The sequence below is a fragment of the Faecalibacillus sp. TM498 genome (assembly GCF_020589955.1).
Taxonomy (GTDB): Bacteria; Bacillota_I; Bacilli_A; order Erysipelotrichales; family Coprobacillaceae; genus Faecalibacillus; species Faecalibacillus intestinalis.
This window is the reverse complement of record NZ_JAJDKB010000014.1, coordinates 1-25,176: the sequence shown is the minus strand read 5'-3', so window position 1 is coordinate 25,176 and position 25,176 is coordinate 1. Positions and strand designations below refer to the sequence as shown.

The window sequence follows — 25,176 nt, the reverse complement described above, 5'->3', positions numbered from 1 at the left end:
TAGCTCACTTTATCTTTTATATCTTTAAAATAATTATTTTTGCCCAATGCCTTTACAATAAGTTTGAACAACTTCATAATCTCTATCTAAAACAACAAGATCAGCATCATAACCAACGCCAATTGTTCCTTTACGATCATCAACATGTAAACATCTTGCTGGGTTTGATGTACATGCATTGATCGCGTAATTAACAGGAACTAAAGCATCTTCAATTAAGATTTTTAATCCTTTATTCACATTTAATGTAGATCCTGCTAAGTTACCAGCTTCTACTAAGTGTGCACTACCATCTGGATAAATAACAACTTCTTGTCCACCAAAATCAAATTTAGTACCTACAGGGAATCCTTTACACATTAAGGAATCTGTAATCATAATACTGTAATCAGGACCTTTTGAAGTAAAGAAATTATTTAAAGCTGCAAGAGTTGAATGATTTCCATCACAAATAATTTCTCCATACATATTTCTAATACGTAAAGCACCACCAACAAGACCATTTGCACGATGCGTAAATGGTGTCATTGCATTATAAACATGAGTCATACTTCTTGCTCCATGAGCGTATGCTTGAACAGCTTGTTCATAAGTTGCATTTGAATGTCCAATACTTACGACCACATTATTTTGACTACAATATTTTGTAAGAGCGTAATCTTCATCATTTTCAACAGCCATAGTAATATATTTAATTAAACCATGAGCAGCTTTTTGATATCTTTTAAATTGTTCAATATTAGGTTTTACACAATATTCTTCAGGTTGAGCTCCTTTATGTGCTTTATTTAAATAAGGACCTTCAAAATGAATACCTAAGATTTCTGCACCTTCATAACCTTCTTCTACGACTTTTGCGACATTACTTACCGCGTTTGTAAGAACTTCTTCACTTTGAGTAAGAGTTGTCGCAAGGAAAGAAGTAACTCCTTCATCAACGATTCCTTTTGCCCATTTTCTTAATCCTTCAGGATTAGCATCATTTGTATCAAAACCATAAGCTCCATGGCAATGAATATCAATAAAGCCAGGAAGAATTCTTAAATCTCCATAATCTTTCGTAACTTCTTTTTCATTGTAAGGATATATTTCTTTAATAATTCCATCTTCTAATTCTAATTGTGCTGGCGTGAATTGATCCGCAATCCAGACTTTTTTACTTTGTATAATCATAATTTCACCTCATCTTTATTATAGAACACTTTACTTATCTAGACAAGAAACAACTCCTCTTATTTCTAATAAAAATTCAATTTACCTTACCTCTAAATTAGTATATAATTAGAGTCATAATAAGGAGGAAGAGGATATGGATGAAAATTTACTTTTATCATTAATTGAAAACAACGCGAAAATGGAAGTCGTTGATCTTGCGGCCGCCTTAAACGAAACAGAAGAAAATGTTGATAAGACAATTAAAGATTTAGAAAAAAATAAAACAATCTATGGTTATCATACTTTGATCAATTGGGATAAAACAAATCACGATGTGTGTACAGCAGTAATTCAAGTAAATGCGAAACCTGAAAGAGATTATGGATATGATCGTATTGCAAAAAAAATCTATAATTTTCCAGAAGTAGATACAATGTATTTATTAGCGGGAAATTATGAGTTTTTATTAATTGTTAAAGGAAAAACAATGGTGGAAGTTGCTAAATTCGTTAATAGTCGTTTAGCAGTTATTGAAGGTATTGAAAGAACAGCCACAATGTATGTTTTGAAACAATATAAAAACATGGGTAAACTTGTTGAGGATGATAATAAAGATGCAGCAGAAAGATTATTGGTAACTCCATAATGGATTTTGAAAAAATTGTAAATCCTATTGTAAAGGATATTCCACCTAGTGGAATTCGTAAATTTTTTGATTTAGCTAATCAAATGGAAGGTGTTATTTCTTTAGGGGTAGGTGAACCTGATTTTGCAACCCCTTGGACAATTAGAGAAGCTGCAATCTATTCAATTGAAAAAGGAAAAACATTCTATACTGCTAATCAAGGGTTATTAGAATTAAGAAAAGAAATTTGTAAATATCAAAAAAGAAGATTTAATTTAGATTATAAACCAGAACAATGTATTGTCACTGTTGGGGGATCTGAAGGAATCGATTTAGCCTTTAGAACAATTATTAATCCAGGTGATGAAGTCATTTTATTACAACCAAGTTATGTTGCTTATACACCAGGTGTTGCACTTGCTGGTGGAGTAGTAAGAAACATTATTTTAACTGAAGAAAATGAATTTAAATTAACACCTGAACTTTTAAAAGAAGCTATCAATGAAAAAACAAAGGCCATTCTTTTAAACTATCCAAGTAATCCAACAGGTGGATTTATGACAAAAGAAGACTATGAAAAATTGGTACCTATCTTTAAAGAATCAGGAATTATGATCATAACTGATGAAATCTATGCAGAACTTTCTTATGAACATAAATTCTGTTCAATTGCATCTTTTGATGAAATCAAAGATCAAGTTATTTTAGTGAGTGGTTTTTCAAAAGCTTATGCGATGACAGGATGGCGTTTAGGTTATGTTCTTGCTAATGAATATCTTATTAAAATGATGAAAAAGATTCATCAATATGTCATTATGTCAGCACCAACATGTGCTCAATATGGTGCCATTGAAGCAATGAGACATTGTGACGAAGAAATTGAAAAAATGCGACAAGCTTATCTTGCAAGAAGAAATTTCTTAGTCAAAACATTTAATGAAATGGGACTTAAAACATTTACACCACAAGGGGCTTTCTATGTTTTCCCATGCATCAAATCAACAGGTTTAACATCGGAACAATTCTGTGAAGAATTATTAAATGATCAGTTAGTAGCCTGCGTGCCAGGAAGTGCTTTTGGTGAAGCTGGAGAAGGTTATATTCGTGTTTCTTATGCCTATAGTTTAGAAGAACTTAAAGCGGCAACAAAGAAAATTAGAAAATTCTTAGAAAATAAGGGAGTTATTTAACTCCTTTTTTTTGGTTTTAAAACAGATACAAATTAATCATAAAAATCATCATTTTCCTATAATATAGATAAAGAAAAGGGGATGATTTTAATGGTAGTTAAAAATTATGAACAAATGACAGATGTATCAATTATGGAAGTAAAAACGTATTTATTAATTCATAGTGATGGAATTTATCAACAAGATATTTATGATTTAATGAATACGTGTATTGATGTTTTTCAATTAAAAAGAAAATTAAATAAAAGAAAAGATATTCAATTATGGCTTTTTTCAAATATTAAAAGATATATTGATTGTAGTTTATCTTATAATGAAATGGAATATCATTTAGTCATGATGAATTTATTAATCAATCAACATTTTAAACCATTAGTCGAATATAAATATAATTTATTTTATTATATTTTAGATCATAGTGATTTTAATATAGAAATTTATTGTCTAGTAAGGCATTTGCTTATATTTAAAATGAATCAACTCAATCAAGTCATTTTAGGTATGACACATTATAAAATGATGAGTGATGAACAAACACATTATCAAGCAAGTCTTATTCTTTTATTAGAAAAACAATATAAACAAGCTTATTTTCATTTACCATTTGTTACAATAGATGAATCATTTAAACGCTTTGAAAAATCTCTTTATAATTATTCACCATCCCGTTATGAAATGTTGTATCATAAAGATAAGACATATTCCACATTGTATGCTAGATAGGAGATCATTATGGATAGACTTTATTACACATATTTAATTATTAAAGAATCTTTAGATTATATACCTGCTGTTGAAATAAAAAAACTACTTGAAGAAAACTATCAAATTAAAGTAGATATTAAAACAATTTATCAAGCAATTAGAAATATTAATGAATTATCTAAATATATTTATCAAAAAGAAATCATTAAAACTAAACATCGAAAAGGCTATAGTATTGATGAAGAATTTTTTAATGATGGACAATTTCAATATCTATGGGATAGTGTGCTTTTCAATAATGATTTAAATGAAGATGAAGTAAATGCTTTACTCACAAAATTACAAACTTTAAGTTCAAGTAAACAAATTTCACGTATTCAAAATCAACCAAGAAAAAATCAACCAAGAAATTATAATCTGCTTTTAAATATGACAACCGTCATTAAAGCAATTCATGAAAAGAAAAATATTTATTTTAAATATGTAAGTTATGAAATCAAAAGAAATAAGTTTGTAGAAATTGCGCATAATCATGGAAATCATAAAGAAAATAATGAATTCTATATTATTTCTCCTTATAAACTAATTCAAAGAGATTCTAAATACTATGTATTAGGTTATTTTAACCAACGACCTGATAAACTCTCTATTTATCGTCTTGATCGTATGCGTCTTGTAAGAAATCATAAAAGCCCTTTTGAAGAAGGGGAACAATTTGATTTAGAACAAGAAGTTGATCATATAAATATGTATGTTTCAGGACAAAAGGATACACTTGAAATTAGTTTTGATGAAGTGGTTTTAAGAGAAGTCATTGATCAATTTGGACAAGATCATCCTGTTAAAAAAGACTTTGAAAATCGCTATCATCTTACTATAGAAGATGTTCTTATTTCTGATGGATTGATAGGATGGCTCATGATGTTACAAGATCATGTAAAAGTTATTAAACCTTATTCTTTACAAGAAGAAATGAAAAAAAGAATTGAAAAAATGTTTATACAATATAAGTAGAGCTATCATTTCGATAGCTCTTTTGTCTTTTTCCAATCAATATCTTTGATTTGTTTAATGATAGATTTAAATAAATTTCTTTTGTCTTTTGGATAAATCGCATAATAACTGACATGTGCTTCATTATCGGTAATTGGAATTAAAATACGATTATCTTCTGCTTCTTCTATTTGAATTGTAATATCACTTCTAAAATTAGGTAAAGCGGACATCTTGGTAAGTTCATTAAAAACAGAAGGATCGTCTTGAAATAAAAGATGTGATTCAGGAATCATACGTTGACAAACTTCATTCCAAAAACCAATGCGTGAAAGAAGTAAAACACTTTGACCGTTTAAATCAGAAAAAGATATTTCTTTAAAAGGTGCTAAAGGATGTGCCGGAGGCACAGACAAATAAAGAGATTCATTTAAAAATTCTTGTGAAATATATTTTTTATCTTGTAAAGGATGATGTAAAACGATTAAAGAATAATCTCCTTTTTCTAGTCCTTCAATCAATATATTTTCATCTTGAACTAGAGTACTTTCAATTTGGGCTTCTATGTTATTTGATAAAGCATATTCAACACCCCATAAAGGAGCTGGTGCACAAGAACCAAAAGAAATATGATTTTGACTTAGTTTTGTAAGTTCTTTAATCATTTCTTCTCGTTTAGCAAGCAACTTTTGCGCAAATTCTACCGCAAGTTTTCCGTTTTCATTAAGTTCAATTTTATTTTTCTTACGATCAAATAAAGAAAGTCCTAAATCATCTTCTAATCTTTGCATGGATCTTGTAAGTCCAGGTTGAGAAATCAACAATTCCTCAGCGGCTTTTGAAATGGTTTTATTTTTCGCAATGGCAACAAGATGTTCAAGTTGGTTAAATTCAATCATAGTTTCACTTCCTTTTTCGTTATTATAACACACTATGACTTTGAGTCATAGTAAGATAATTGAATGATAATGTACATTTTGTAAGCGGTATATTAAAATAAGAATAGGAAAAAGGAGAAGTGATAAAATGAAAGTATTAATAATTAATGGAAGTCCTCGTCCAAGAGGAAATACAAAGATTGCTCTTGATGAAATGGTTAAAATCTTTGATCAAGAAAGTATTGAAAGTGAAATTGTACATATTGGAAATAAAGATATTCGAGGATGTATTGCCTGTATGTCATGTAAAACAAAATTGGGTCATTGTGTTTTTGATGATTGTGTCAATGAAATTGCTCAAAAGTTTGAAGAAGCAGATGGACTTGTGGTTGGAACGCCGGTTTATTATGGCTCTGCCAATGCAACCTTAATTGCTTTTCTAACAAGACTGTTCTATAGTACACCGTTTGATAAAACCATGAAGGTTGGAGCAAGTGCTGTTGTCGCAAGACGTGGAGGGATTTCTTCAACTTATGATGAAATCAATAAATTTTTTGCTATTTCAGGAATGCCAATTGCTTCTTCACAATATTGGAATTCTATTCATGGAAGAGAAATGGGAGAAGCAAGTCAAGATGAAGAAGGATTACAAACAATGCGTGTTCTTGCTAGAAACATGTCATTTTTAATGAAATGTATTCATGATGGTAAAGAAAAATATGGCTTACCAGAAAAAGAAGAATTCCATCGTACAAATTTTATTAGATAATAAATGAAAGGTGTGAGGATAAAATGGATGAAAAATATATGTCGAGTGTATTTAAAGAATGGATAAAAAATCATGAAACAAAGGATTATCAAATCATTGAAAATAATCAAGATTGTATTGAGTTAAATACGGATTATGGTAAGGCGGAAATTCATTTTACTGATGTGACAGAAGGAACAATTGTTGAATTTAATATTGTTTCTTATAAAGATCAAGAAGTTAAATTTTATCTTCATTTTGAATTGAATGATGAAGATCATGCCCATCAACTTTATGATGAGATGGTTGAAACATTGATTGAATTAAAAAATAAAAAAACATTGAAAGTATTGCTTTCATGTTCATCAGGATTGACAACATCAATGTTTGCTTCTAATTTGAATTCAGTTGTGGAAATGTTAGGAGAAGATTATCATTTTGAAGCTGTTGCTTATACAAATATTTATGAAGAAGTAGAAAACTATGATGTAATCTTGATTGCTCCACAAATTGGCTATCTATTAAAACGTTTAAAAGAAAGCTTACCAGATAAACTTGTTTTACAAATACCTACGGCTATTTTTGCTGGTTATGATGCCATAGGTGCCATTAAATTTATTCAAAATGAAATTGATCAATTTCAAAAAGAGAAAAAAGAAAAACAAGAAATAAAATGTCATTGTTGTAAACATTATAATAGACGTATTTTATCAATTGTTTTATCTGCCAATAGAGCACAAACACGTATTTATTATCGTATTTACGATAATAATGATATTATGGACCAACAAATAATTATAAAACCTACATTAAATACGAATGATCTTTATGATGTGATTGATACTGTTTTATTGAAGGTTAAACATCTTGATGCGATTGCTATTGCGATACCGGGAATTATTAAAGAAAATGATCATTTGCGTTCTTCTATTGATGGAAAAGATATTGATCTTAAAAATGAATTAGAAAAGAAGTATCATATTGATGTTGTCATTTCTAATAATGCCAATGCGGCGGTTGTAGGTTTTTCACTAGAACATAGTGAATACAAAAATATTATTTTCCATTCACAACCGTTTGGCTTTGGTGTTGGTGGACAAGGTATTTTAGTCAATGGTCAAGTTGTTTTAGGTAAAGAAGGAATTGCAGGAGAAATACGTTTCTTTTTAAGAAGAATGCAGTTATCTGATGATTGTGAAAAACTTGCTTGGCACCAAACGGGTGTAAAAGAACTTGTCATAAAATCACTTTTACCAGTTATTTCTATCATAGGTCCTGAAGCTATTGCACTTTTTTCACCCATGACACCAGATAAAGAAGAAATAAAAGAAGGTTTATTATCATTTATTCCTCAAGAATTTCTCCCAGAAATTTATATCATAAAAGAATCTTGGTATTATATGCTTGATGGAATTACAAAGTTATGTTTAGATGATTTAAATGAAAACGAACAAGTTTAATTTTGTTCGTTTTGTTTATCTAAATTAATTAAATTACTTACATAAGGTTTTTTACCACTTAAAACATCATCATAAAAGTTTTGTTTCCAATCAATATAATCAATACTTTCTTCAAGTTGTTGAATCGTATCTTCAAGACTTTTTCTTTTTTTAGAAAGCATTTCTTTGCGTATTTCAATTGTAGAAGGTCCTTGTAAACAAAGTTCTAAGTATTCTTTCATTTCTTGAATACTAAAATCACATTTCTTTAAACAAGAAAGATCTTTGATCCAATTTACATCATGTTCATCAAAAATACGACGATTATTTTTATCTCTTTTTACGTTGGGAACAAGTCCTTCATTACAATAATACTTTAAAGTTTGATAAGTCATATCGAGTTTACGACAAACTTGCATCATTGTGTACATAAAAATCACCTCAAAAAAATTATATTCTTCTTGACCGATAGTTACAACCGTAAATTATAATCACATTGTAATAGATAAGAGATAAAGGGGGCTTATAAAATGCAAACATTTAATTATTCTTATCCAGTAAATGTTTATTTTGGAAAAGGAAGTGCAAAAACTGCTTTTTCAAATGAATTAAAGAAATATGGAAGTAAAGTTTTATTAGCTTATGGTGGAGGTTCTATTAAGAAAAATGGAATCTATGATGAAATTGTTTCTTTATTAAAAGAAGAAAACAAAGAAGTAATTGAATTTAATGGGATTATGTCCAATCCAACATATAAAAAAGTGCAAGAAGGAGTCGAACTTGTAAAAAAAGAAAAAATTGATTTTATTTTAGCTGTTGGTGGAGGAAGTGTTATTGATTGTTGTAAAGTCATTTCTAGTCAAGCAGTTATTGATGAAGATATTTGGGATTTGGAATATGTTCATGGTAAATTTCCAACAGAAGGGATTCCAATGGGTGCCATCGTGACAGCTTCAGGAACAGGTGCTGAAATGAATGGTGGGGCTGTTATTACTCATGAAGAAAAGAATTGGAAAGGTGGTATCTTTGCTTCAACTGCTGATTTTGCAGTTCTTGATCCAGCTTATACATTGACGGTTCCATCAATGCAAGTATTATCAGGTGCCTTTGATACATTAAGTCATGCTTTAGAAACTTATTTAGGAAATTCAGATCAAGACAATGTATCAGATGATGTGGCCTTAGCCATTATGAAAAATACCGTTGTGAATATGAGACGTTTATTAAAAGATATCAATGATGAGCAAGCAAGAAGTAATTTAATGTGGGATTCAGCCATGGCTGAAAATGGTATTTTAAAATGTGGTCGTCAAACAGACTTCCAAGTGCATCAAATTGAACATCAATTAGGAGCTTTTACGGATTGTAATCATGGACAAGGTTTAGCCGTTATTCAACCTGTTTATTGTTATCATATTTTAAATGATGCCAGAGAAAAATTAACACGTTTTGCCCAAGTTGTGTTTGATCAAAAAACAGCTGAAGAAGGTTTAGAAGCACTTCAAAACTTTATTAAAGAATGTCATTTACCAACAACTTTACCTGAATTAAAATCTAAAGTTGAAATCACAAATGATTTATTAAAGAAAGTGGCAGATACAACAAACCTTATCAAAACAAATCCTCGTACTCTTACTAAAGAAGAAGTCTATGATATCTTATTAGAATGTATGTAAAAAGTTATCTTCGGATAGCTTTTTTTGTATAACTGACAGTTATAGTGATATGATTTATTGATATTGTACTTTTGTTTCTTTGAAATCTACAATAAAGATGTAAGGAGGAACAAGATATGGAATATATAACTTTGGCTAATGGTTATCAACTACCGATGTTAGGATACGGTACTTTACATATACCTCCTAAACAAACAAAAGAATGTGTTTTAAAAGCCTTTGAAGCTGGTTATCGTTTGATTGATACGGCCGCTTCTTATCAAAATGAAAAAGAAATAGGGGAAGCCATTAAAGAATCAAAACTTAAAAGAGAAGAAATCTATTTGACAACAAAGGTATGGGTTCAAGATGCCGGTTATGAAAATACGTTACAGGCATTTCATCAATCATTAGAAAACTTAGGAGTTGATTATTTAGATCTTTATTTAATTCATCAACCCTATGGTGATTATTATGGCTCGTGGAAAGCTATGGAAGAACTTTATCAACAAGGCAAAATCAAAGCAATTGGTGTTTGTAACTTTTCACCAGAAAGATTCATGGATCTTTATATGAATAGTTTGATACACCCTATGATCAATCAACTTGAGTTTCATCCCTTCTATCAACAAAAAAATCAAAAATGTGTTTTAAAACAATGTGATTGTCTGTTAGAAGCATGGGGTCCTTTAAATGAAGGACAACGTGATATCTTTCATCATCCAATGTTATTAGATATTGCGAAAAAACATCAAAAATCAGTTTCACAAATTATTCTAAGATGGCATCTAGAAAATCACATTATTGCCATTCCTAAAACCACACATTTAAAGCGTATGAAAGAAAATATAGATATTTTTGATTTTCAGTTAGATAAAGAAGATAAAAAACAAATAGAACAACTTGATTTAGGTTATAGTGAAATTATTGATCATCAAAATTATATGACCGCAAAATGGCTTAATAAATATAAAATACATGATTAAAAGGAGAAAGGAATATGTTATTTTATTTTACAGGTACAGGGAATAGTTTGTATGTGGCGAGACAAATTGAAGAAAAGCCCATCAGTATCCCTCAAATCTTACATCAAGAAAACTTAAATTTTAAAGATGAAAAAATAGGAATTGTTTATCCTGTTTATGCAGGAGAAGCACCCAAAATTGTTTTAGAGTTTTTAGAAAAGGCAACATTTGAAACAGATTATTTCTATTTGATTTTAACTTATGGAAAAGATGTCACAGATGCTCCTGAATGTATCGCACGCTTATTAGAAGAAAAAGGAAGACATGTAAATTATATTCATTCTATTTTAATGGTAGATAACTACTTACCATCTTTTGATATGAATGAACAAAGAGCAATGAATAAAAATGTTGAACAACAAATCCAACAAGCACTTCAAGATATCCAAAATAAAAAAGAAGAAATTCCTGAAGCAACACAGGCAGGAAGAGATTTCCATGCTTCTGCCAAAGAAATCTTTGCGAAAAATCCAGAACTCATTAATGGTGAACAAATTACGGTAACTGATAAATGTGTTGGCTGTGGTATTTGTACAAAGGTTTGTCCAAGAGGTCTTTTCTATATTGAAGATAAAAAGGCTAAAAGAAAACAAAATACCTGTGAATTTTGCTTAGCATGTGCACAAAACTGTCCATCAAAGGCCATCATCACAAAATTGAAAGACATCAATCCTAATGCACGTTATAGACATGAAAAAGTAAGTCTAAAAGATATTATTGAAGCAAACCAACAAGTATAACTTCCAGTTATACTAACATGCACTATTTATATTGTACATTTATAGAATTTAAAACTAAAATAAAGATAGATATTGGAGGAGATAATAATGAAAACATTTGAATTAAATAATAAACAAACAATCCCAGCAGTAGGATTTGGAGTCTTCATGATTCCTAATGATGGACCTACTTATGATGCAACTTTAGCTGCTTTAAAAGCAGGATATCGTCATATTGATACAGCTGCTGGTTACTGCAACGAAAGTGATGTAGGAAAAGCAATTAAAGATAGTGGTATTGATCGTTCAGAAATCTTTATTACTTCTAAATTATGGTTACAAGATTATGGTTATGAAAATGCGAAAAAAGGTATTGAAACTTCTATGAAATTATTAGGAGTAGATTATATTGATCTTTATTTATTACATCAACCTTATGGTGATTATTTAGGAGCTTGGAAAGCTTTAGAAGAAGCTTATCAAGCAGGTAAAATCAAATCTATTGGTATTTCTAATATTACTGTGAACTTATGGAATAAATTTAAAGACGCTATGACTGTAATGCCAGCAGTTAACCAAGTAGAATTTAACCCATTTGTTCAACAAAAAGAATTAAGAAAAGTAATGGCTGAAAACAATATTCGTTTAGAAGCATGGTATCCATTAGGACATGGAAATAAAGATTTATTAGAAAATGAAACAATTGTTTCATTAGCTAAAAAATATCATAAAAATGCTGGTCAAATTATCTTAAGATGGATTTATCAAGAAGGAGTTATTTCTTTACCTAAATCTACAAATGAAGAAAGAATGAAAGGAAACATTGATATCTTTGATTTTGAATTAACAGATGAAGAAATGAAAGCAATGCAAGCCTTAGATACAAACAAACCATCTCATAATCCTGAAGATCCTGCCAACGAAACACGTTTAATGGGATTAAAAATTCATGACTAATTTTATTACTTTAAACAATGGGTACCAAATCCCTCAACTTGGATTTGGTACCATTCAACAATTTGGTAAACAAATTGAAGACAATGTATCTTTTGCCTTAAACCATGGCTATCAACTCATTGATACAGCCAACCGTTATGGAAATGAAGTTGAAGTAGGAAAAGGTTTAAAACAATCAGGATTAAAAAGAGAAGATTATTATTTAGAAACAAAATTAGGACCTACACTTTATGAAAATGATCACGCTATTGATGATACTTTAAAAAGATTAGGCGTAGACTATATTGATGTTATGATTTTACATCATCCCGTTAATAATTATATCTATGCTTATAAGATGCTAGAAAAAGCCTATAAAGAAGGAAAAATCAAAGCGATTGGACTTTCTAATTTCCAAGTTTCACAAATTCAAGAAATCATGGATCAATGTGAAATACCACCAATGATTATGCAAGTAGAATGTCATCCTTATTATCCAGCAGAACATGTATATGATTTTTGTAAAAAAAATCATATACAACTTCAATCATGGTACCCTCTAGGACATGGAAATAGTGATATGTTGGAAGAGGCAATCTTTATAGAACTTGCAAAGAAATATCATAAATCAACGGTACAAATTATTTTAAGATGGCATCTTCAAATGGGATTTGGTCTTGTTCCGGGAAGTAAATCATTAGATCATATTGAAGCGAACGCACAAATCTTTGATTTTGAACTAACAGATGAAGAAATGAAAGAAATTGAAAAAGTGAATAAACATACACAATTTTATAAAGTGACTAAAGAATCTTTACAAAGACTTGCCACAACAAAATGTAATTTTGAAGAAGGAGAATAATTATGGAATACAAAACATTAAATAATGGAGTGAAAATGCCAGTTGTTGGTTTTGGTGTTTTCCAAGTTAAAGATGAAGAAGAATGTAAAAGAGTTGTTTTAGATGCAATCGATGCAGGATATCGTTTAATTGATACTGCACAATCTTATGGAAATGAAGAAGCTGTTGGTAAAGCAATTCAAGAAACAAGTGTACCAAGAGATGAATTATTTATTACTACTAAAGTATGGATTTCTAATTATGGTTATGAAAAGGCAAAAGCTTCTGTAGAAGAATCATTAAAGAAAATGCAATTAGATTATTTTGATTTAGTTTTATTACATCAGCCATTTAAAGATTATCATGGAGCTTATCGTGCTTTAATTGATTTATATAAAGAAGGAAAAATTAAAGCTATTGGTGTATCTAACTTCTATCCAGATCGTTTAGTGGATTTAGCTTTAGATACAGAAGTTGTACCAGCTGTTAACCAAGTAGAAGTGAATCCTTTCCATCAACAAGATACAGCTTTAATTTACAATACAAAATACGGTGTACAATTAGAAGCATGGGCACCATTTGCGGAAGGTAAAAATGGTATCTTCACAAATGAAACACTTGTAGAAATTGGAAACAAATACAATAAATCAGTTGGACAAGTTATTTTAAGATGGCTTGTACAAAGAGGAATTGTTCCTTTAGCTAAAACAGTCAGAAAAGAAAGAATGCAAGAAAACTTAAATATCTTTGATTTTGAATTAAGTGAAGAAGATATGCAAACAATTACTTCACTTAATAAAGACACAAGTTCATTCTTCTCTCACTATGATCCAGCAACTGTAGAAATGATTTGTGGTTTAAAACGTTAAAAAAGAAAAACATATGCATTATAGTGTGCCTGATACTTTTAAGTAGCTATCTCTATATAAATAAAAATTCAGACATTCAATCTCAAAAAAACTCTAAAATTCAAATAACTACAGGTACTAAATATTATAAGAATTTTTCGTTGGATAACGTATTCCAAGACGATCAATATGGAGATATACACTATAATGCTTATATTCCTAAAGCGTATGATAAAAGGCAATCATATGCTTTATATATAACCTTACCAGGTTATCAAGGTTTATATTTTCAAGGTGTTGGAAAAAATTTAGAGACAGAAGAATTTGGCTTTGTAAGTCAAAACTATAACGCTCAAATGATTGTTTTAGCACCACAATTAGAAGATTGGGATGAATTATCAGCCAATCAAACGATTGCTTTGACAAAATATTTTTTAAAACATTATAACATTGACAAAAATAAAGTTTATATTAGTGGTTATTCTGGTGGTGGCGAAACGCTTTCTTGGATTTTAACGAATGAGCCTGAACTCTATAGAGCTGCTTTAATGTGTTCTTCAAAATGTGATGGGAATTTTAATAAAGTTGTCAAAAATAAAACACCAATTTATTTTGTGATTGGTGAAGAAGATGAATACTATGGTTCAACTCCTTTTAAAGAAGCTTACCAACAAATTGTAAGTTTATATAAAAAAGAAGGATTAAATCAAGAAGAAATAGATCAGCTTGTTATTTTAGATGTGAAAAATAAAGAATATTTTACAAGTCAAGGCATAACAAATGAACATGGATATGGCGGTCATTTATTTGCGAATGATGAACATATCATGGGATGGCTATTCAATAGATAAAAAAGATTGTAACCGTTTTAATTTTGTGATATCATGTTCGAGTAGTTTATAGGATAGTGATTGTTTAAGTACAAGCTAAACCTATTTATTGCCACCCTTTTTAAGTGCGCAATAAATAGGTTTTTATTTTGGAGGGGTGATTATGGAAATAAGCAAAGTTTTAAACAACAATGTAGCTGTCGTTATTGAAAATAACGAAGAAAAGATTGTGATGGGTCGAGGAATCTGTTTTAAAAAGAAAACAGGGGATACGATAGAACCAGAGATAATTGATAAAGTTTTTTATCTACAAAACCAAGAAGTTTTAAGTCGATTTAAAGAACTTGTTGTGGATATTCCTTTAGAATATTTAGAAATTGGTGAAGAAATCATGGATGAAGCAAGATTGAGTTTAGGAAAAGCTTTAAATGATAATATTTATATTTCTATGGTTGATCACATTTATACAGCTGTTGTTAGAGCAAAAGACAATATTTTAGTGAAGAATGCTTTATTATGGGATATTCAAAGATTTTATAAAGAAGAATATCAAATAGGGAAAAAGGCTCTTGAAATTATTGAAAAGAAAACAGGTGTGCTTTTACCAAATGATGAAGCAGGATTTATTGCTTTACATATTGTCAATGGACAATTAGATGAAGATGTTCATGACATGTATGAAATTACGAAGATCATGCAAGAAATCGAAAATATTGTACGTTATCACTTCAAGATAGAATTTAATGAAGAAAGTGCTTATTACTATCGTTTTATTACCCATTTGAAATTTTTTGCACAACGTTTAGTTGAACACAAAAAACAAAACAAACAAGAAGATGATTTGTTGGAAGTGGTTCAAGTAAAATATGTCAATGCCTATCAATGTGTCGAAAAAATTGCGATGTACATAAAAAATCAATATAACTATGAACTTTATGACGAAGAAAAACTTTATTTAACGATCCATATACATCGTGTAGTTTATCTTGGAAATAGTCATTAATTGGATGGTGACATTAAGTTGGCCAAACCTTCAAATTTCAATACTTAGAAAGATGGAGGAAAATTATGAGTAAGTATGAAAATTTAGCCAAAGAGATTTTGGAAAATGTTGGTGGAAAGGAAAACATCAACAGCTTAACACATTGTGTTACAAGATTACGTTTTCGTTTAAAAGACGAATCAAAAGCCAATGATGAAGCATTAAAAAATAACCCAGGTGTTGTCACTGTAATGAAATCAGCAGGGCAATATCAAGTTGTTATTGGAAATCATGTACCTTTAGTATATGCAGACGTATGTGAACTTGCAGGTATTAGTAATGGGACTCAACAAGTAGAAGAAGAAGCACCACAAGGACTTTTCAATAAGTTAATTGATATTATTTCAGGATGTTTCCAACCTATCTTAGGGCCATTATGTGCAGCAGGGATCATTAAAGGTTTAAATGCTTTATTAGTATTTATTTTAGGATCAAGTTTCAATAATAGTGGAACTTATATGATTTTAAATGCAATTGGTGATTCTATTTTTAACTTTTTACCAATTATTTTAGGATATACAGCAGCTAAAAAATTCAATGTCAATGTTATTGTCGGAATGATTATTGGAGCAACACTTTGTTATCCAACAATTCAAACAGATACATTATCAGCTGCAGGAAAAGCAATTGGAACATTACCATTCATTGGATCTTACTATACAAAATTTATAGGTATTCCATTTGTTTCAGGTAACTATACAAGTACTGTTGTACCAGTTATCTGTATTGTTGCTTTAGCAGCTCAAATTCAAAAGATTGCGAAGAAATTCGTACCTGAAATGTTACAAAACTTCTTTGTTCCATTCTTTGTTTTAATTATTTCACTTCCAATTGGTTTATTAGTTATTGGGCCAGTTGTAAGTTTATTAACAACAGTTTTATCAAATATGTTTGCTGGACTTTATGCTTTTTCACCAATCGTAACTGCTTTTGTCATTGGTGCATTATGGCAATGTTTAGTTATCTTTGGTTTACATTGGGCACTTGTACCAATGGCGATGGTTAATATTGGAAATTTAGGATATGATACAATTTTACCAGGTATGTTAGGAACAACATTTGCGGCAACAGGTGTTCTTGCAGCGATGTATTTAAAATTAAAAGATGAAAATAAAAAAGCACTTGCAATTCCAGGTGTGATTTCAGCATTTTGTGGGGTAACAGAACCAGCTATTTATGGTTTCTTATTACCTGAAAAAACACCATTTGTCTTCTCTTGTATTGGTGGAGCTGTTGGTGGTGCTATCATGGGAACAGTTGCAGTAAAACAATATGTTATTGGTGGTCTTGGAATCTTTAGTGTTGTAAACTTCATTTCACCAAAAGGAAATGCGACAGGAATGATTGTTTCATTAATTGCGGGAGCTGTTTCATTAGTTGTTGGTTTTGTTTTAACAATGATTTTCTATAAAACAAACGATCAACAAGTTGAAAATAAAGAAGTGACAAAATTAGAAGAAGAAACAATTTTAGCTCCAATTAAAGGAGAAGTAAAACCAATCGAAGAATCAAGCGATGCTGCTTTTGCCTCAGGTGCCTTAGGAAAAGGTGTTGTGATCTTACCAGAAGAAGGAAAAGTTTATGCTCCTGTAACGGGTACAGTGACTGTTTTATTCCCAAGTTTACATGCAATTGGTATTACAAGTGATGCAGGCGTTGAATTACTTATTCACATTGGTATTAATACCGTGCAACTTAATGGTGAAGGATTTACTGCCCATATTAAACAAGGGGATCAAATTAAACAAGGTCAATTACTTGTTGAATTTGATATGAATAAAATTAAAGAAGCTGGTTATACTTTAGAAACTCCTGTTTTAGTCACAAATTATGCAGATTTAAAAGAAGTTAAAAATACAAATGCTTCATCTGTACAATTACAAGAAACTTTAATGGAAGTTAAATACTAAAAATAAAGGTATTGGAGGGATCATATGAATAGACCATATGTCATATGCCATATGTTACAATCAATAGATGGAAAAATTGCCGGTGGTTTCTTTAGAGAAAAACAAACATTAGAACTTGCAAAGATTTATAGCGATATTTCTAAAGATTATAATGGGGATGCGATTATTTATGGAACAACAACTGCTAAAGAAATGTTTTCAAAACAAAAATTAACTCAAACCTCAATAAATACTCAATTACCAAAAACAGATTATGTATATCAAGATGATAAACATCAGTGGATTGTTGTCATTGATCCTCAAGGAGAAATCATTTGGGATGAAACTGTTTATCAAAATACAAGACTTAAAGATAAAAATTTAATTGTGATTCTTACAGAAAATGTTTCCAACCAATACCTTAATACTTTAAGAACATTAAATATTTCTTATTTATTTGTAGGTAAAGAGGAAATAGATTTAAGACTTGCATTAGAAAAACTTTATAATTTATTCTCTATTAAAAAGCTTTTATTACAAGGCGGAGGAATTACTAATACCTACTTTATTAAAGATGATTTAATAGATGAATTAAGTCTTGTTGTTTCTCCTGTTTTATCAGGAGAAGAAAAACAACCTAATATTTTTGAAGATTGTCATGAATACATAGGTCAAACATTTGATTTAAAACAAAGTGATCTTTTAATGAAATCAGGTTTATATTTAAAATATGTAAGAAAATAGTGGGACTCAGGTCTCACTTTTTTGTATAACTTATAGTTATAGTGGTATGAGATATCGATAATGTACTTTTTTGATATTTCTCGTTAAAATAAAAATAAGTATAAAAAGAACAATTCTATTCTTTTGGAGAGAAAATATGTATATTATTGATAAATTAGAACTAATTCAACAAACGCATAATATTCAAACAATCGAATATGTTTTATCTAGATATTTATTATCCAATTTATCCACGATAGAAAAAAAGAATTTAAAAGAAATAAGTATAGAGACAAAAATATCTCAAGCATCGATTATTCGCTTTTGTCAAAAAATAGGCTATAAAGGAGTTACACAATTTATAAATGACCTTTATTTAGAAGCAAGTGAAGTTAAAAGTAAAATGCAGTTCTTTGAAAATCATGATTTACAAATTTTAGATACAATGATATTAGATTTTTTAAAAGAATGTGAACAAGCAGTATCATTGCAAATTGATCGAATTTGTGAAAAAATAAAAAGTAGTCAAAGAATTATGTTTTATGGACAAAAAGATTTTATAAACTGTTTTCAATATTTTGTTTCTTATTGTCATTTTAATCAAAAAGAAGTTATTACAAGTATGTCGTTATCTAAAGAAAATCAAAAAGAATTATTTGATTCTTTAGATGAAAATGATTTGATTATTATTATTGATCCTTATGTTAGCTGGAATACTTTTAAGGAGCTTGTATTTATTCAAAATGATGCTATTAATAGCATTAATAAAACTCCTGCACAAATTATATATATAGGACAAAATAGTCAAAATGAAACAGATATTTGTTTATCTTTACCTTATACATATTATGATTATTTCTATAAAATATTTTTTAATAAACTTGATATGATATTAACTTTAAAATTAAAGGGGTGATAAAGTGAATACGGTTATATCTGTCATGTTGTTATATGTTTTTAATTCATTTCATCAAGATGCTTATTCTTTTATAGCACAGTATATATTAGAACATATTAATGAAATTGAAAAAATTTCAATAGATAAATTAGCTTATGAATGTGGAACAAGTACAACAACAATTAATAAGTTTTGTAAACAACTAGGGTTAGATAATTATAAACATTTAAAAGGGATGTTGATTAATACGAAAGAGGGTAGAATAGAACAAATTAAAAAAAGATATCGACAATTTAATAGCGAACAGTTTTATTCAAGAATAGGATTGAAAGACAATATTGATGATTTTAATGGTTGTATAGAGCGTGTTGTGGATTTGATTTATAACGCGCGGAAGATTCATATGATAGGTGCTGTTTACCCTTTATCGTTAACTCTTAATTTTGTAGAAGATATGATTTTGTTTGGCAAAGATTTTTGTTTTGAACAAATTGGTTTTAAAGAAAATAAAGCTAATTATCAAGAAAATGATTTGATTTTTTTAATTACGATTACAGGAAGAATTGTTACTTTGAATAAACATTATTTTTTAAAGCTTAATAATACCAAAGTAAAAAAAGTGGCTATTTCACAAAATATGATGTTTGATAATATTTTTAACTTTGATGAGTTTATTCAACTCATTAATACACATCATAATGAAATAGAAAATTCAATTGTAATAGAAATATTGAATTATATTAAGTTTGTGTATTTTAATAAATACACAAATTATTCACTCTAACATTTAGAAAAATCATATATTTTTATCATTTTATAAAATAACTTGTTATAAAAATAATAATTTTACTTATGGGATTTATTGCACTTTTCTCTCATTGAAAGCGCTTTTGTTTTTCGAGTATCCTATATTTAGGAGGATAAGAATATGAAAAATATTAAAAAGAAAAGACTTGCAACAATGTCATTAAGTGCAATGATGATATTGGGAATAGCAAGCCCATTGTCTTTATCGGTTGAAACAGTAAGAGCATTAGAAGAAAATAACAAAACTAATAATAGTATTGTAACTAAAATTGAAAACAGCGAAACTGATTCAAAACAGGCAACATCTTATAAAGAAGGAGTAACAATTAAAGAAAATACAAAATTTACAAATACAGATTCTAAATATATGGCAACCTTTACATATGTTGCGGACAAAGATTTAGAAAAAGTTACTGTTACAGGAGGTTTTGGTTTTTTTACTAGTGAAGCAGCTAAAGATTATTTAAACAATGGAAGTACAGGAACTATTACGCCTGTTTCACCAGAAAACTTTAAAAATGATGGCTCTATGTTTACTACGGGACATTTAGTAAGTCCAGGGGGATATGTAGAAATTGAAATGACAGAGATTTCAAATCGCGTTTGGAGTGTAGATGTACCACTTCCAAATGGGCAATACTACTATAAATATAATTTATATAGTAATGCTCAAGGAAGATATGATGAACAAATTTTAGATCCTGCTAATCTACCTTTAACAGTTGGAAATAATAGTAGTGGTTGGAGTTTGTTTTATATAGGAGATAAGGAAAATTGTTTGGATGGTCAAGAGTATACTTTCCCTACTGATGTGAAAAAGGGTGAAGTAAATTATATGACGTATACTGCTGTCGATGGTTCTCAACAAGCTATGGGGGTATACCTACCACATGGATATAATAAAAATAAGACATATAAAACTTTATATTTATCCCATGGTAGCGGTGGAAATGAAGTAGAATGGTTTGAAATAGGTTCTGCTAAAAATATAATGGATAATTTAATTGCTGCTGGTGAAGTAGAAGATACTGTTGTTGTAACATTAGATTTGACAACTACGTTCAGACTAGGAAATTCTGCACCAGGTAGAGGATTTGAAACAATTGAAGATAACATAATGAATTATGTTATTCCTTATGTTGAATCACATTATAGTGTTTCTACAAATGCTAAAGATAGAGCTTTTGCTGGATTATCTGGTGGGGCACGTTTAACAACCTTTTTATATCAAAAGCATGCAGGTGAATTTGGATATTTTGGAATGTTTTCACATACATTAAGTGGTATTGATGTAGAAAATATCGAAAATAAAGATTATCCAACATTAATGTTGGGATATGGAAATCTTGATCCTTTTGGAAAAACAAATTTTCCAGATTTTACAAGCAGATTAGACAAAGCAGGTGTAAAATATGATTTATATGATGTCAATGGTGGTCATGATTGGGGTGCATGGCGAACTTTATTATCTATATTTGTAAAAGATTATTTGTGGGAAGATACAAATAAACCTGTTAATCCAGGTGAAGAAGGAACTGCAGAAAGTGCAGTAAGAAGTGTTATTATTCCAAGATATGAAAAAGATGGTACAAAAACAGAACAACACATCTCGGATACTTTAAAATCACATTTATCAATTAAAAATATTAAACAAGAAAAAAATGAGATAGATAAAACAATTACTGTCGATGTGCAATTAAAAGATGTTAATTTAGTATCTAATTATAAAAACTGTGTTGATGAACCAGGAACTAGTTATTATAATATGCTTTCGTATTATATTAATGTTTTACAAGTTAAAGAATTAGTTGATAAAAATGAAGGTTATAGCATCATTGATAGTAAAGGAAATACAGTAGATGCCGCTTATGTTAATGAATTAGTTGGGTTATTAAAACAAATCAATGATTTTGATCCAACAACAGATCTACAATATGATTGGGATTCAGCATATGATACAGATGCCTTCAAAAATGAAACAACTCGTGGAGCAACAGATGTCATTGCAAAAAGTAAAGAAGGAAATGTTATATTAAGATTCCATATTGATTCACATGGATGGTGGGGATATGATTTAGGTGCGCATGATTCTATTACTGGTTTAGTGATGGGATATGATGCAGATGAAGCCTATGATAAACAACATGATTTAACAATGGATTATGGAAACTTCTTTGTGATTAAAATGAAAGAAGATAAAAATGGAACATGGTATATGTTAAATGATACTGATTTACAAAATCCAATGATGTATGTAAGTAAAGATGGAAAAGAAGCATTCATGATCGATGTAGATTTCTATGGTGCTAATGTGCTTAATGAAAAAATTAAAGCTGTTATTGGAGATAAATGCGAATCATTAAAGATTTTTGTAACACATAATCATGGTGATCATGCAAACAACTTAGCTGTTATCGGTCAAGATGATGAATTAAGAAATATAACAACAATCGTTTGGCCAGAAAATGAACCACATACAGTATTAACTGAAAAAGATGGAACTGTAGAATCAATGGTGGGAAAAGATTTAATTTCAGATATTCAATGGAAATCTGTAGAAACAGTAAAAGATATGGAAAAATTCACAGCAGCAGGAGTTGAATTCCAATTCTTAGAAATTACTGATGAACATACACCAGGTGGTGGACAATTAGCTGATTTAACTCATAAAGTTATCTATAGTGGAGATTCATTAGGTGCACAAATTCAATATGGTGGAACTAATTTTAATATGTCAAACGCTCATAATTGGTTACTTGGAGCACAAAAAGCTGAAAAATATATAAAAGAAAACAATATTAAATATAATATTGGAGGACATACACCTTATTTGAATAATCCTGAATATGGAACATGGGTTGCTACTGCAATACAATCAGCATATGATCAATTAAGTAAAGATCCAAAATGGGCAGGAGGAACAATTGTAGTAGAAAATGGAAAAGTAGTTTCAAATGAAAGAATGATGGAACTACAATCTAAAGGAATGACAGATAGAGAAGTATTAACTGTTTGCTCTATCACATTTAGAAACAATTTAAATAACGAATATGATGTTGTTGAAGGAAAAAATAGTTCTTGGAAAAAGGGAACAGACGATAATGTAAAAATTACAGTAAATGTTGAAAAGGATAAATATACAACAGTATTGATTGATAATAATGTTGTTGATACCAGCAATTATCAATTGAGTGAAGATGGAACAACTATTGAGTTTACTAAAGAATATTTAAATTCTTTAGCTGAAGACAAACATAGTGTTTTATTACAATATAGTGATGGTGTTGCAATTGCAACTTTAAATATTGAAGCAGCTGATGCAAATCAACCAACAACACCAGATCAACCAGAAAATCCAAGTGATACAGAAAAACCATCAACACCAGCAAATGGAGGACAAACAACAACTGATAAACCAACAGTAAAACCAACAACAGATACAACAACAAAAGTAAATAAACCAACATCATCAAAAGTAAAAACAGGAGATGATACAGAAATATTAGGATTAGTATCAATGATGGTATTAGCAGGTGGAACAGTTTGCTTAGTTAAAAGAAAAAAAGAAGTTGAATAATTAATATCTCTTGGGAGGATAAATAATATGAAAAATAAAAAAGTAAAAAAAGTAGCAGCTTTATCATTAAGTGTAATGACTTTATTTTCAATGATGGCTTTACCTGTTAATGCTACTGAAATGGTAGAAGCTACAGGAACTCAAAAAGCCTATATTGTTCCAGAAGATTGGGGGCCAGCTGTAACTAAAACAGTTATTCATTTAGATAAAGAAATTACACCAGATTCAATCGGTGATGAAGAGGACGAATTTACTGTTGAAGAAACAAAGAATATTTTATTACCTACATGGGAAGTAGGAATGTCTAATGCAGATCGACATGTTTTAAAAGCGTATACTTCAGATGAAAATGGAAATAAGGTATCAAAAGATTCTCATTATATTGCTCTTGAAATGTATGTTAGTCCGACAATGACAGGAGAAGGTGCAGCCTTTGTTTATAATGGATATAATGAATGGTGTAATCCTTATGAATTATCAATTACGCTTAATGGTGAATTAAAAACAACAGATCATCAAGTTGTAACATCTTTAAATGTTGCAGAAAAAATTGATTTAGAAGGAGATGGAAAAATTTGTCCAGAAATCAATCAATTTACAAGTGATACATTTAAGGCAACTAATGGAGATGTTTTACCATATGCATCTTTTACTCCAGAAAAAGATGATAAAAAGAATGCCCTTGTTGTTTGGTTACATGGTGCAGGAGAAGGAGGAACAAATCCTGAAATTGCTTATTTAGGTAATAAGGTTACATCTTTGATTAGCGATGAATTCCAAAGTAATTTCCAAGGTGCTTATGTTCTTGTTCCACAATGTCCTGAAGGATATGGTTGGCCAGTAGATAAAGATGGTAATTATACAAGTGGAGCAACACCTTCTAAATGGAGAGAAAGTTTATTTGAATTAATTGATAATTATGTAACATCACATCCTGATATTGATGCTAATAGAATTATTATTGGTGGATGTTCTAATGGTGGAAATATGGTTTATGATATGGTTTTAAGTCATATGGGATATTTTGCAGCAGCATTCCCAATGTGTCATGAATTTGATATTAATACTGTTACAGATGAACAATTGAATTATTTAAAAACATTCCCAGTTTGGTCTACTTATACTTTAGGAGATAGTTCAAGTTATAAAGGATCAATTCCTATTGTAGAAAAAATGAAAGAAATTGGTGCAACAAATTTCCATTATTCACAATTTGATAATGCAAGTGACGTTACTGGTCGTTTCTTTGGTGATCCATCAGATCCTACAATTTTAGATACAACAGGAACAAGTAAAATTCCATTACAATATGATGGACATTGGGCATGGACTTTATTCTTTGAAAATCAATGTAAAGATGGAGATTTAACAGCTTGGAAATGGTTATCAATGCAAACAAAAGAAGTAAAACAATCAGCAACACCAGATCAACCAGAAAATCCAAGTGATACAGAAAAACCATCAACACCGGCAAATGGAGGACAAACAACAACTGATAAACCAACAGTAAAACCAACAACAGATACAACAACAAAAGTAAATAAACCAACATCATCAAAAGTAAAAACAGGAGATGATACAGAATTATTAGGATTAGTATCAATGATGGTATTAGCAGGTGGAACAGTTTGCTTAGTTAAAAGAAAAAAAGAA

Annotated in this window: 22 protein-coding genes and 1 pseudogene; 20 read left to right on the top strand and 3 right to left on the bottom strand. The window is 29.6% G+C overall.

Annotated features, from left to right (window positions below):
• Window positions 1-33: 33 nt before the first annotated feature.
• Window positions 34-1,173 carry an N-acetylglucosamine-6-phosphate deacetylase gene (nagA, locus tag LJD32_RS06220; protein ID WP_147580474.1) on the bottom strand — a complete coding sequence of 380 codons (1,140 nt, stop codon included), beginning with the start codon at window positions 1,171-1,173 and terminating at the stop codon, window positions 34-36.
• 136 nt (window positions 1,174-1,309) lie between these two features.
• Between nagA and LJD32_RS06215 the strand changes: the two genes are divergently transcribed.
• The 4 genes from LJD32_RS06215 (at window position 1,310) to LJD32_RS06200 (ending at window position 4,689) form a co-directional block, all read left to right on the top strand.
• Window positions 1,310-1,801: an Lrp/AsnC family transcriptional regulator gene (locus LJD32_RS06215; protein WP_032090857.1), complete on the top strand. Its 492-nt coding sequence runs from the start codon at window positions 1,310-1,312 to the stop codon at window positions 1,799-1,801.
• Window positions 1,801-2,970 carry an aminotransferase class I/II-fold pyridoxal phosphate-dependent enzyme gene (locus LJD32_RS06210; protein ID WP_117851347.1) on the top strand — a complete coding sequence of 390 codons (1,170 nt, stop codon included), beginning with the start codon at window positions 1,801-1,803 and terminating at the stop codon, window positions 2,968-2,970. Before LJD32_RS06215 ends, LJD32_RS06210 begins: the two co-directional genes overlap by 1 nt.
• Before the next feature lie 90 nt (window positions 2,971-3,060).
• A complete protein-coding gene (locus LJD32_RS06205; RefSeq protein ID WP_227391979.1) occupies window positions 3,061-3,693 on the top strand; it encodes a hypothetical protein in 633 nt (210 codons plus the stop codon).
• 9 nt (window positions 3,694-3,702) lie between these two features.
• Window positions 3,703-4,689, top strand: a complete 987-nt coding sequence (locus LJD32_RS06200; RefSeq protein WP_227391978.1) for a helix-turn-helix transcriptional regulator — start codon at window positions 3,703-3,705, stop codon at window positions 4,687-4,689.
• 5 nt (window positions 4,690-4,694) lie between these two features.
• Here the strand turns inward: LJD32_RS06200 and LJD32_RS06195 are convergent, their stop codons facing one another.
• Window positions 4,695-5,567, bottom strand: a complete 873-nt coding sequence (locus LJD32_RS06195; protein WP_175301376.1) for a LysR family transcriptional regulator — start codon at window positions 5,565-5,567, stop codon at window positions 4,695-4,697.
• Window positions 5,568-5,694: 127 nt separating this feature from the next.
• Here LJD32_RS06195 and LJD32_RS06190 point away from each other — a divergent pair, with 127 nt between their 5' ends.
• Both LJD32_RS06190 and LJD32_RS06185 read left to right on the top strand, forming a co-directional pair.
• Complete coding sequence (locus LJD32_RS06190; RefSeq protein ID WP_227391977.1) at window positions 5,695-6,315, top strand: flavodoxin family protein; 621 nt, start codon at window positions 5,695-5,697, stop codon at window positions 6,313-6,315.
• Window positions 6,316-6,338: 23 nt separating this feature from the next.
• Window positions 6,339-7,754, top strand: coding sequence for an ROK family protein (locus tag LJD32_RS06185; RefSeq protein WP_227391976.1), 1,416 nt, complete (start codon window positions 6,339-6,341; stop codon window positions 7,752-7,754).
• On the opposite strand, the gene LJD32_RS06180 is transcribed toward LJD32_RS06185, so the two are convergent.
• On the bottom strand, window positions 7,751-8,164 hold the full coding sequence (locus LJD32_RS06180; protein WP_227391975.1) for a MerR family transcriptional regulator: 414 nt from the start codon (window positions 8,162-8,164) through the stop codon (window positions 7,751-7,753). The genes LJD32_RS06185 and LJD32_RS06180 overlap by 4 nt on opposite strands.
• A 99-nt stretch (window positions 8,165-8,263) precedes the next feature.
• Here LJD32_RS06180 and LJD32_RS06175 point away from each other — a divergent pair, with 99 nt between their 5' ends.
• The 14 genes and pseudogenes from LJD32_RS06175 to LJD32_RS06110 form a co-directional block, all read left to right on the top strand.
• Window positions 8,264-9,409: an iron-containing alcohol dehydrogenase gene (locus tag LJD32_RS06175; protein WP_227391974.1), complete on the top strand. Its 1,146-nt coding sequence runs from the start codon at window positions 8,264-8,266 to the stop codon at window positions 9,407-9,409.
• Between the two features lie 116 nt (window positions 9,410-9,525).
• Window positions 9,526-10,374 (top strand): aldo/keto reductase, encoded by an 849-nt coding sequence (locus LJD32_RS06170; protein WP_119364070.1) that lies wholly within the window; start codon window positions 9,526-9,528, stop codon window positions 10,372-10,374.
• Window positions 10,375-10,388: 14 nt separating this feature from the next.
• Entirely contained in the window at window positions 10,389-11,153 is a 765-nt protein-coding gene (locus tag LJD32_RS06165) for an EFR1 family ferrodoxin (protein WP_227391973.1), read from the top strand.
• A gap of 87 nt (window positions 11,154-11,240) precedes the next feature.
• Window positions 11,241-12,089 (top strand): aldo/keto reductase, encoded by an 849-nt coding sequence (locus LJD32_RS06160; RefSeq protein ID WP_175301371.1) that lies wholly within the window; start codon window positions 11,241-11,243, stop codon window positions 12,087-12,089.
• On the top strand, window positions 12,082-12,930 hold the full coding sequence (locus tag LJD32_RS06155; protein WP_227391972.1) for an aldo/keto reductase: 849 nt from the start codon (window positions 12,082-12,084) through the stop codon (window positions 12,928-12,930). The genes LJD32_RS06160 and LJD32_RS06155 overlap by 8 nt, the downstream gene beginning before the upstream one ends.
• Before the next feature lie 2 nt (window positions 12,931-12,932).
• Window positions 12,933-13,778, top strand: a complete 846-nt coding sequence (locus tag LJD32_RS06150) for an aldo/keto reductase (protein WP_227391971.1) — start codon at window positions 12,933-12,935, stop codon at window positions 13,776-13,778.
• 140 nt (window positions 13,779-13,918) lie between these two features.
• Window positions 13,919-14,608 carry a prolyl oligopeptidase family serine peptidase gene (locus tag LJD32_RS06145; protein ID WP_227391970.1) on the top strand — a complete coding sequence of 230 codons (690 nt, stop codon included), beginning with the start codon at window positions 13,919-13,921 and terminating at the stop codon, window positions 14,606-14,608.
• A gap of 142 nt (window positions 14,609-14,750) precedes the next feature.
• Complete coding sequence (licT, locus tag LJD32_RS06140; protein ID WP_227391969.1) at window positions 14,751-15,590, top strand: BglG family transcription antiterminator LicT; 840 nt, start codon at window positions 14,751-14,753, stop codon at window positions 15,588-15,590.
• A 65-nt stretch (window positions 15,591-15,655) separates the two neighbouring features.
• A complete protein-coding gene (locus tag LJD32_RS06135; RefSeq protein WP_227391968.1) occupies window positions 15,656-17,539 on the top strand; it encodes a beta-glucoside-specific PTS transporter subunit IIABC in 1,884 nt (627 codons plus the stop codon).
• Window positions 17,540-17,563: 24 nt separating this feature from the next.
• Complete coding sequence (locus tag LJD32_RS06130) at window positions 17,564-18,262, top strand: dihydrofolate reductase family protein (RefSeq protein WP_175301365.1); 699 nt, start codon at window positions 17,564-17,566, stop codon at window positions 18,260-18,262.
• Window positions 18,263-18,398: 136 nt separating this feature from the next.
• Window positions 18,399-19,157, top strand: a complete 759-nt coding sequence (locus LJD32_RS06125) for a MurR/RpiR family transcriptional regulator (RefSeq protein WP_227391967.1) — start codon at window positions 18,399-18,401, stop codon at window positions 19,155-19,157.
• Window positions 19,158-19,161: 4 nt separating this feature from the next.
• The gene (locus LJD32_RS06120; RefSeq protein ID WP_227391966.1) at window positions 19,162-19,923 is read left to right on the top strand and encodes a MurR/RpiR family transcriptional regulator; all 762 of its coding nucleotides are present in this window, start codon (window positions 19,162-19,164) and stop codon (window positions 19,921-19,923) included.
• 144 nt (window positions 19,924-20,067) lie between these two features.
• On the top strand, window positions 20,068-23,523 hold the full coding sequence (locus LJD32_RS06115) for an alpha/beta hydrolase-fold protein (protein WP_227391965.1): 3,456 nt from the start codon (window positions 20,068-20,070) through the stop codon (window positions 23,521-23,523).
• A 27-nt stretch (window positions 23,524-23,550) separates the two neighbouring features.
• Window positions 23,551-25,176: pseudogene (locus tag LJD32_RS06110) on the top strand (hypothetical protein); the annotation flags it as partial.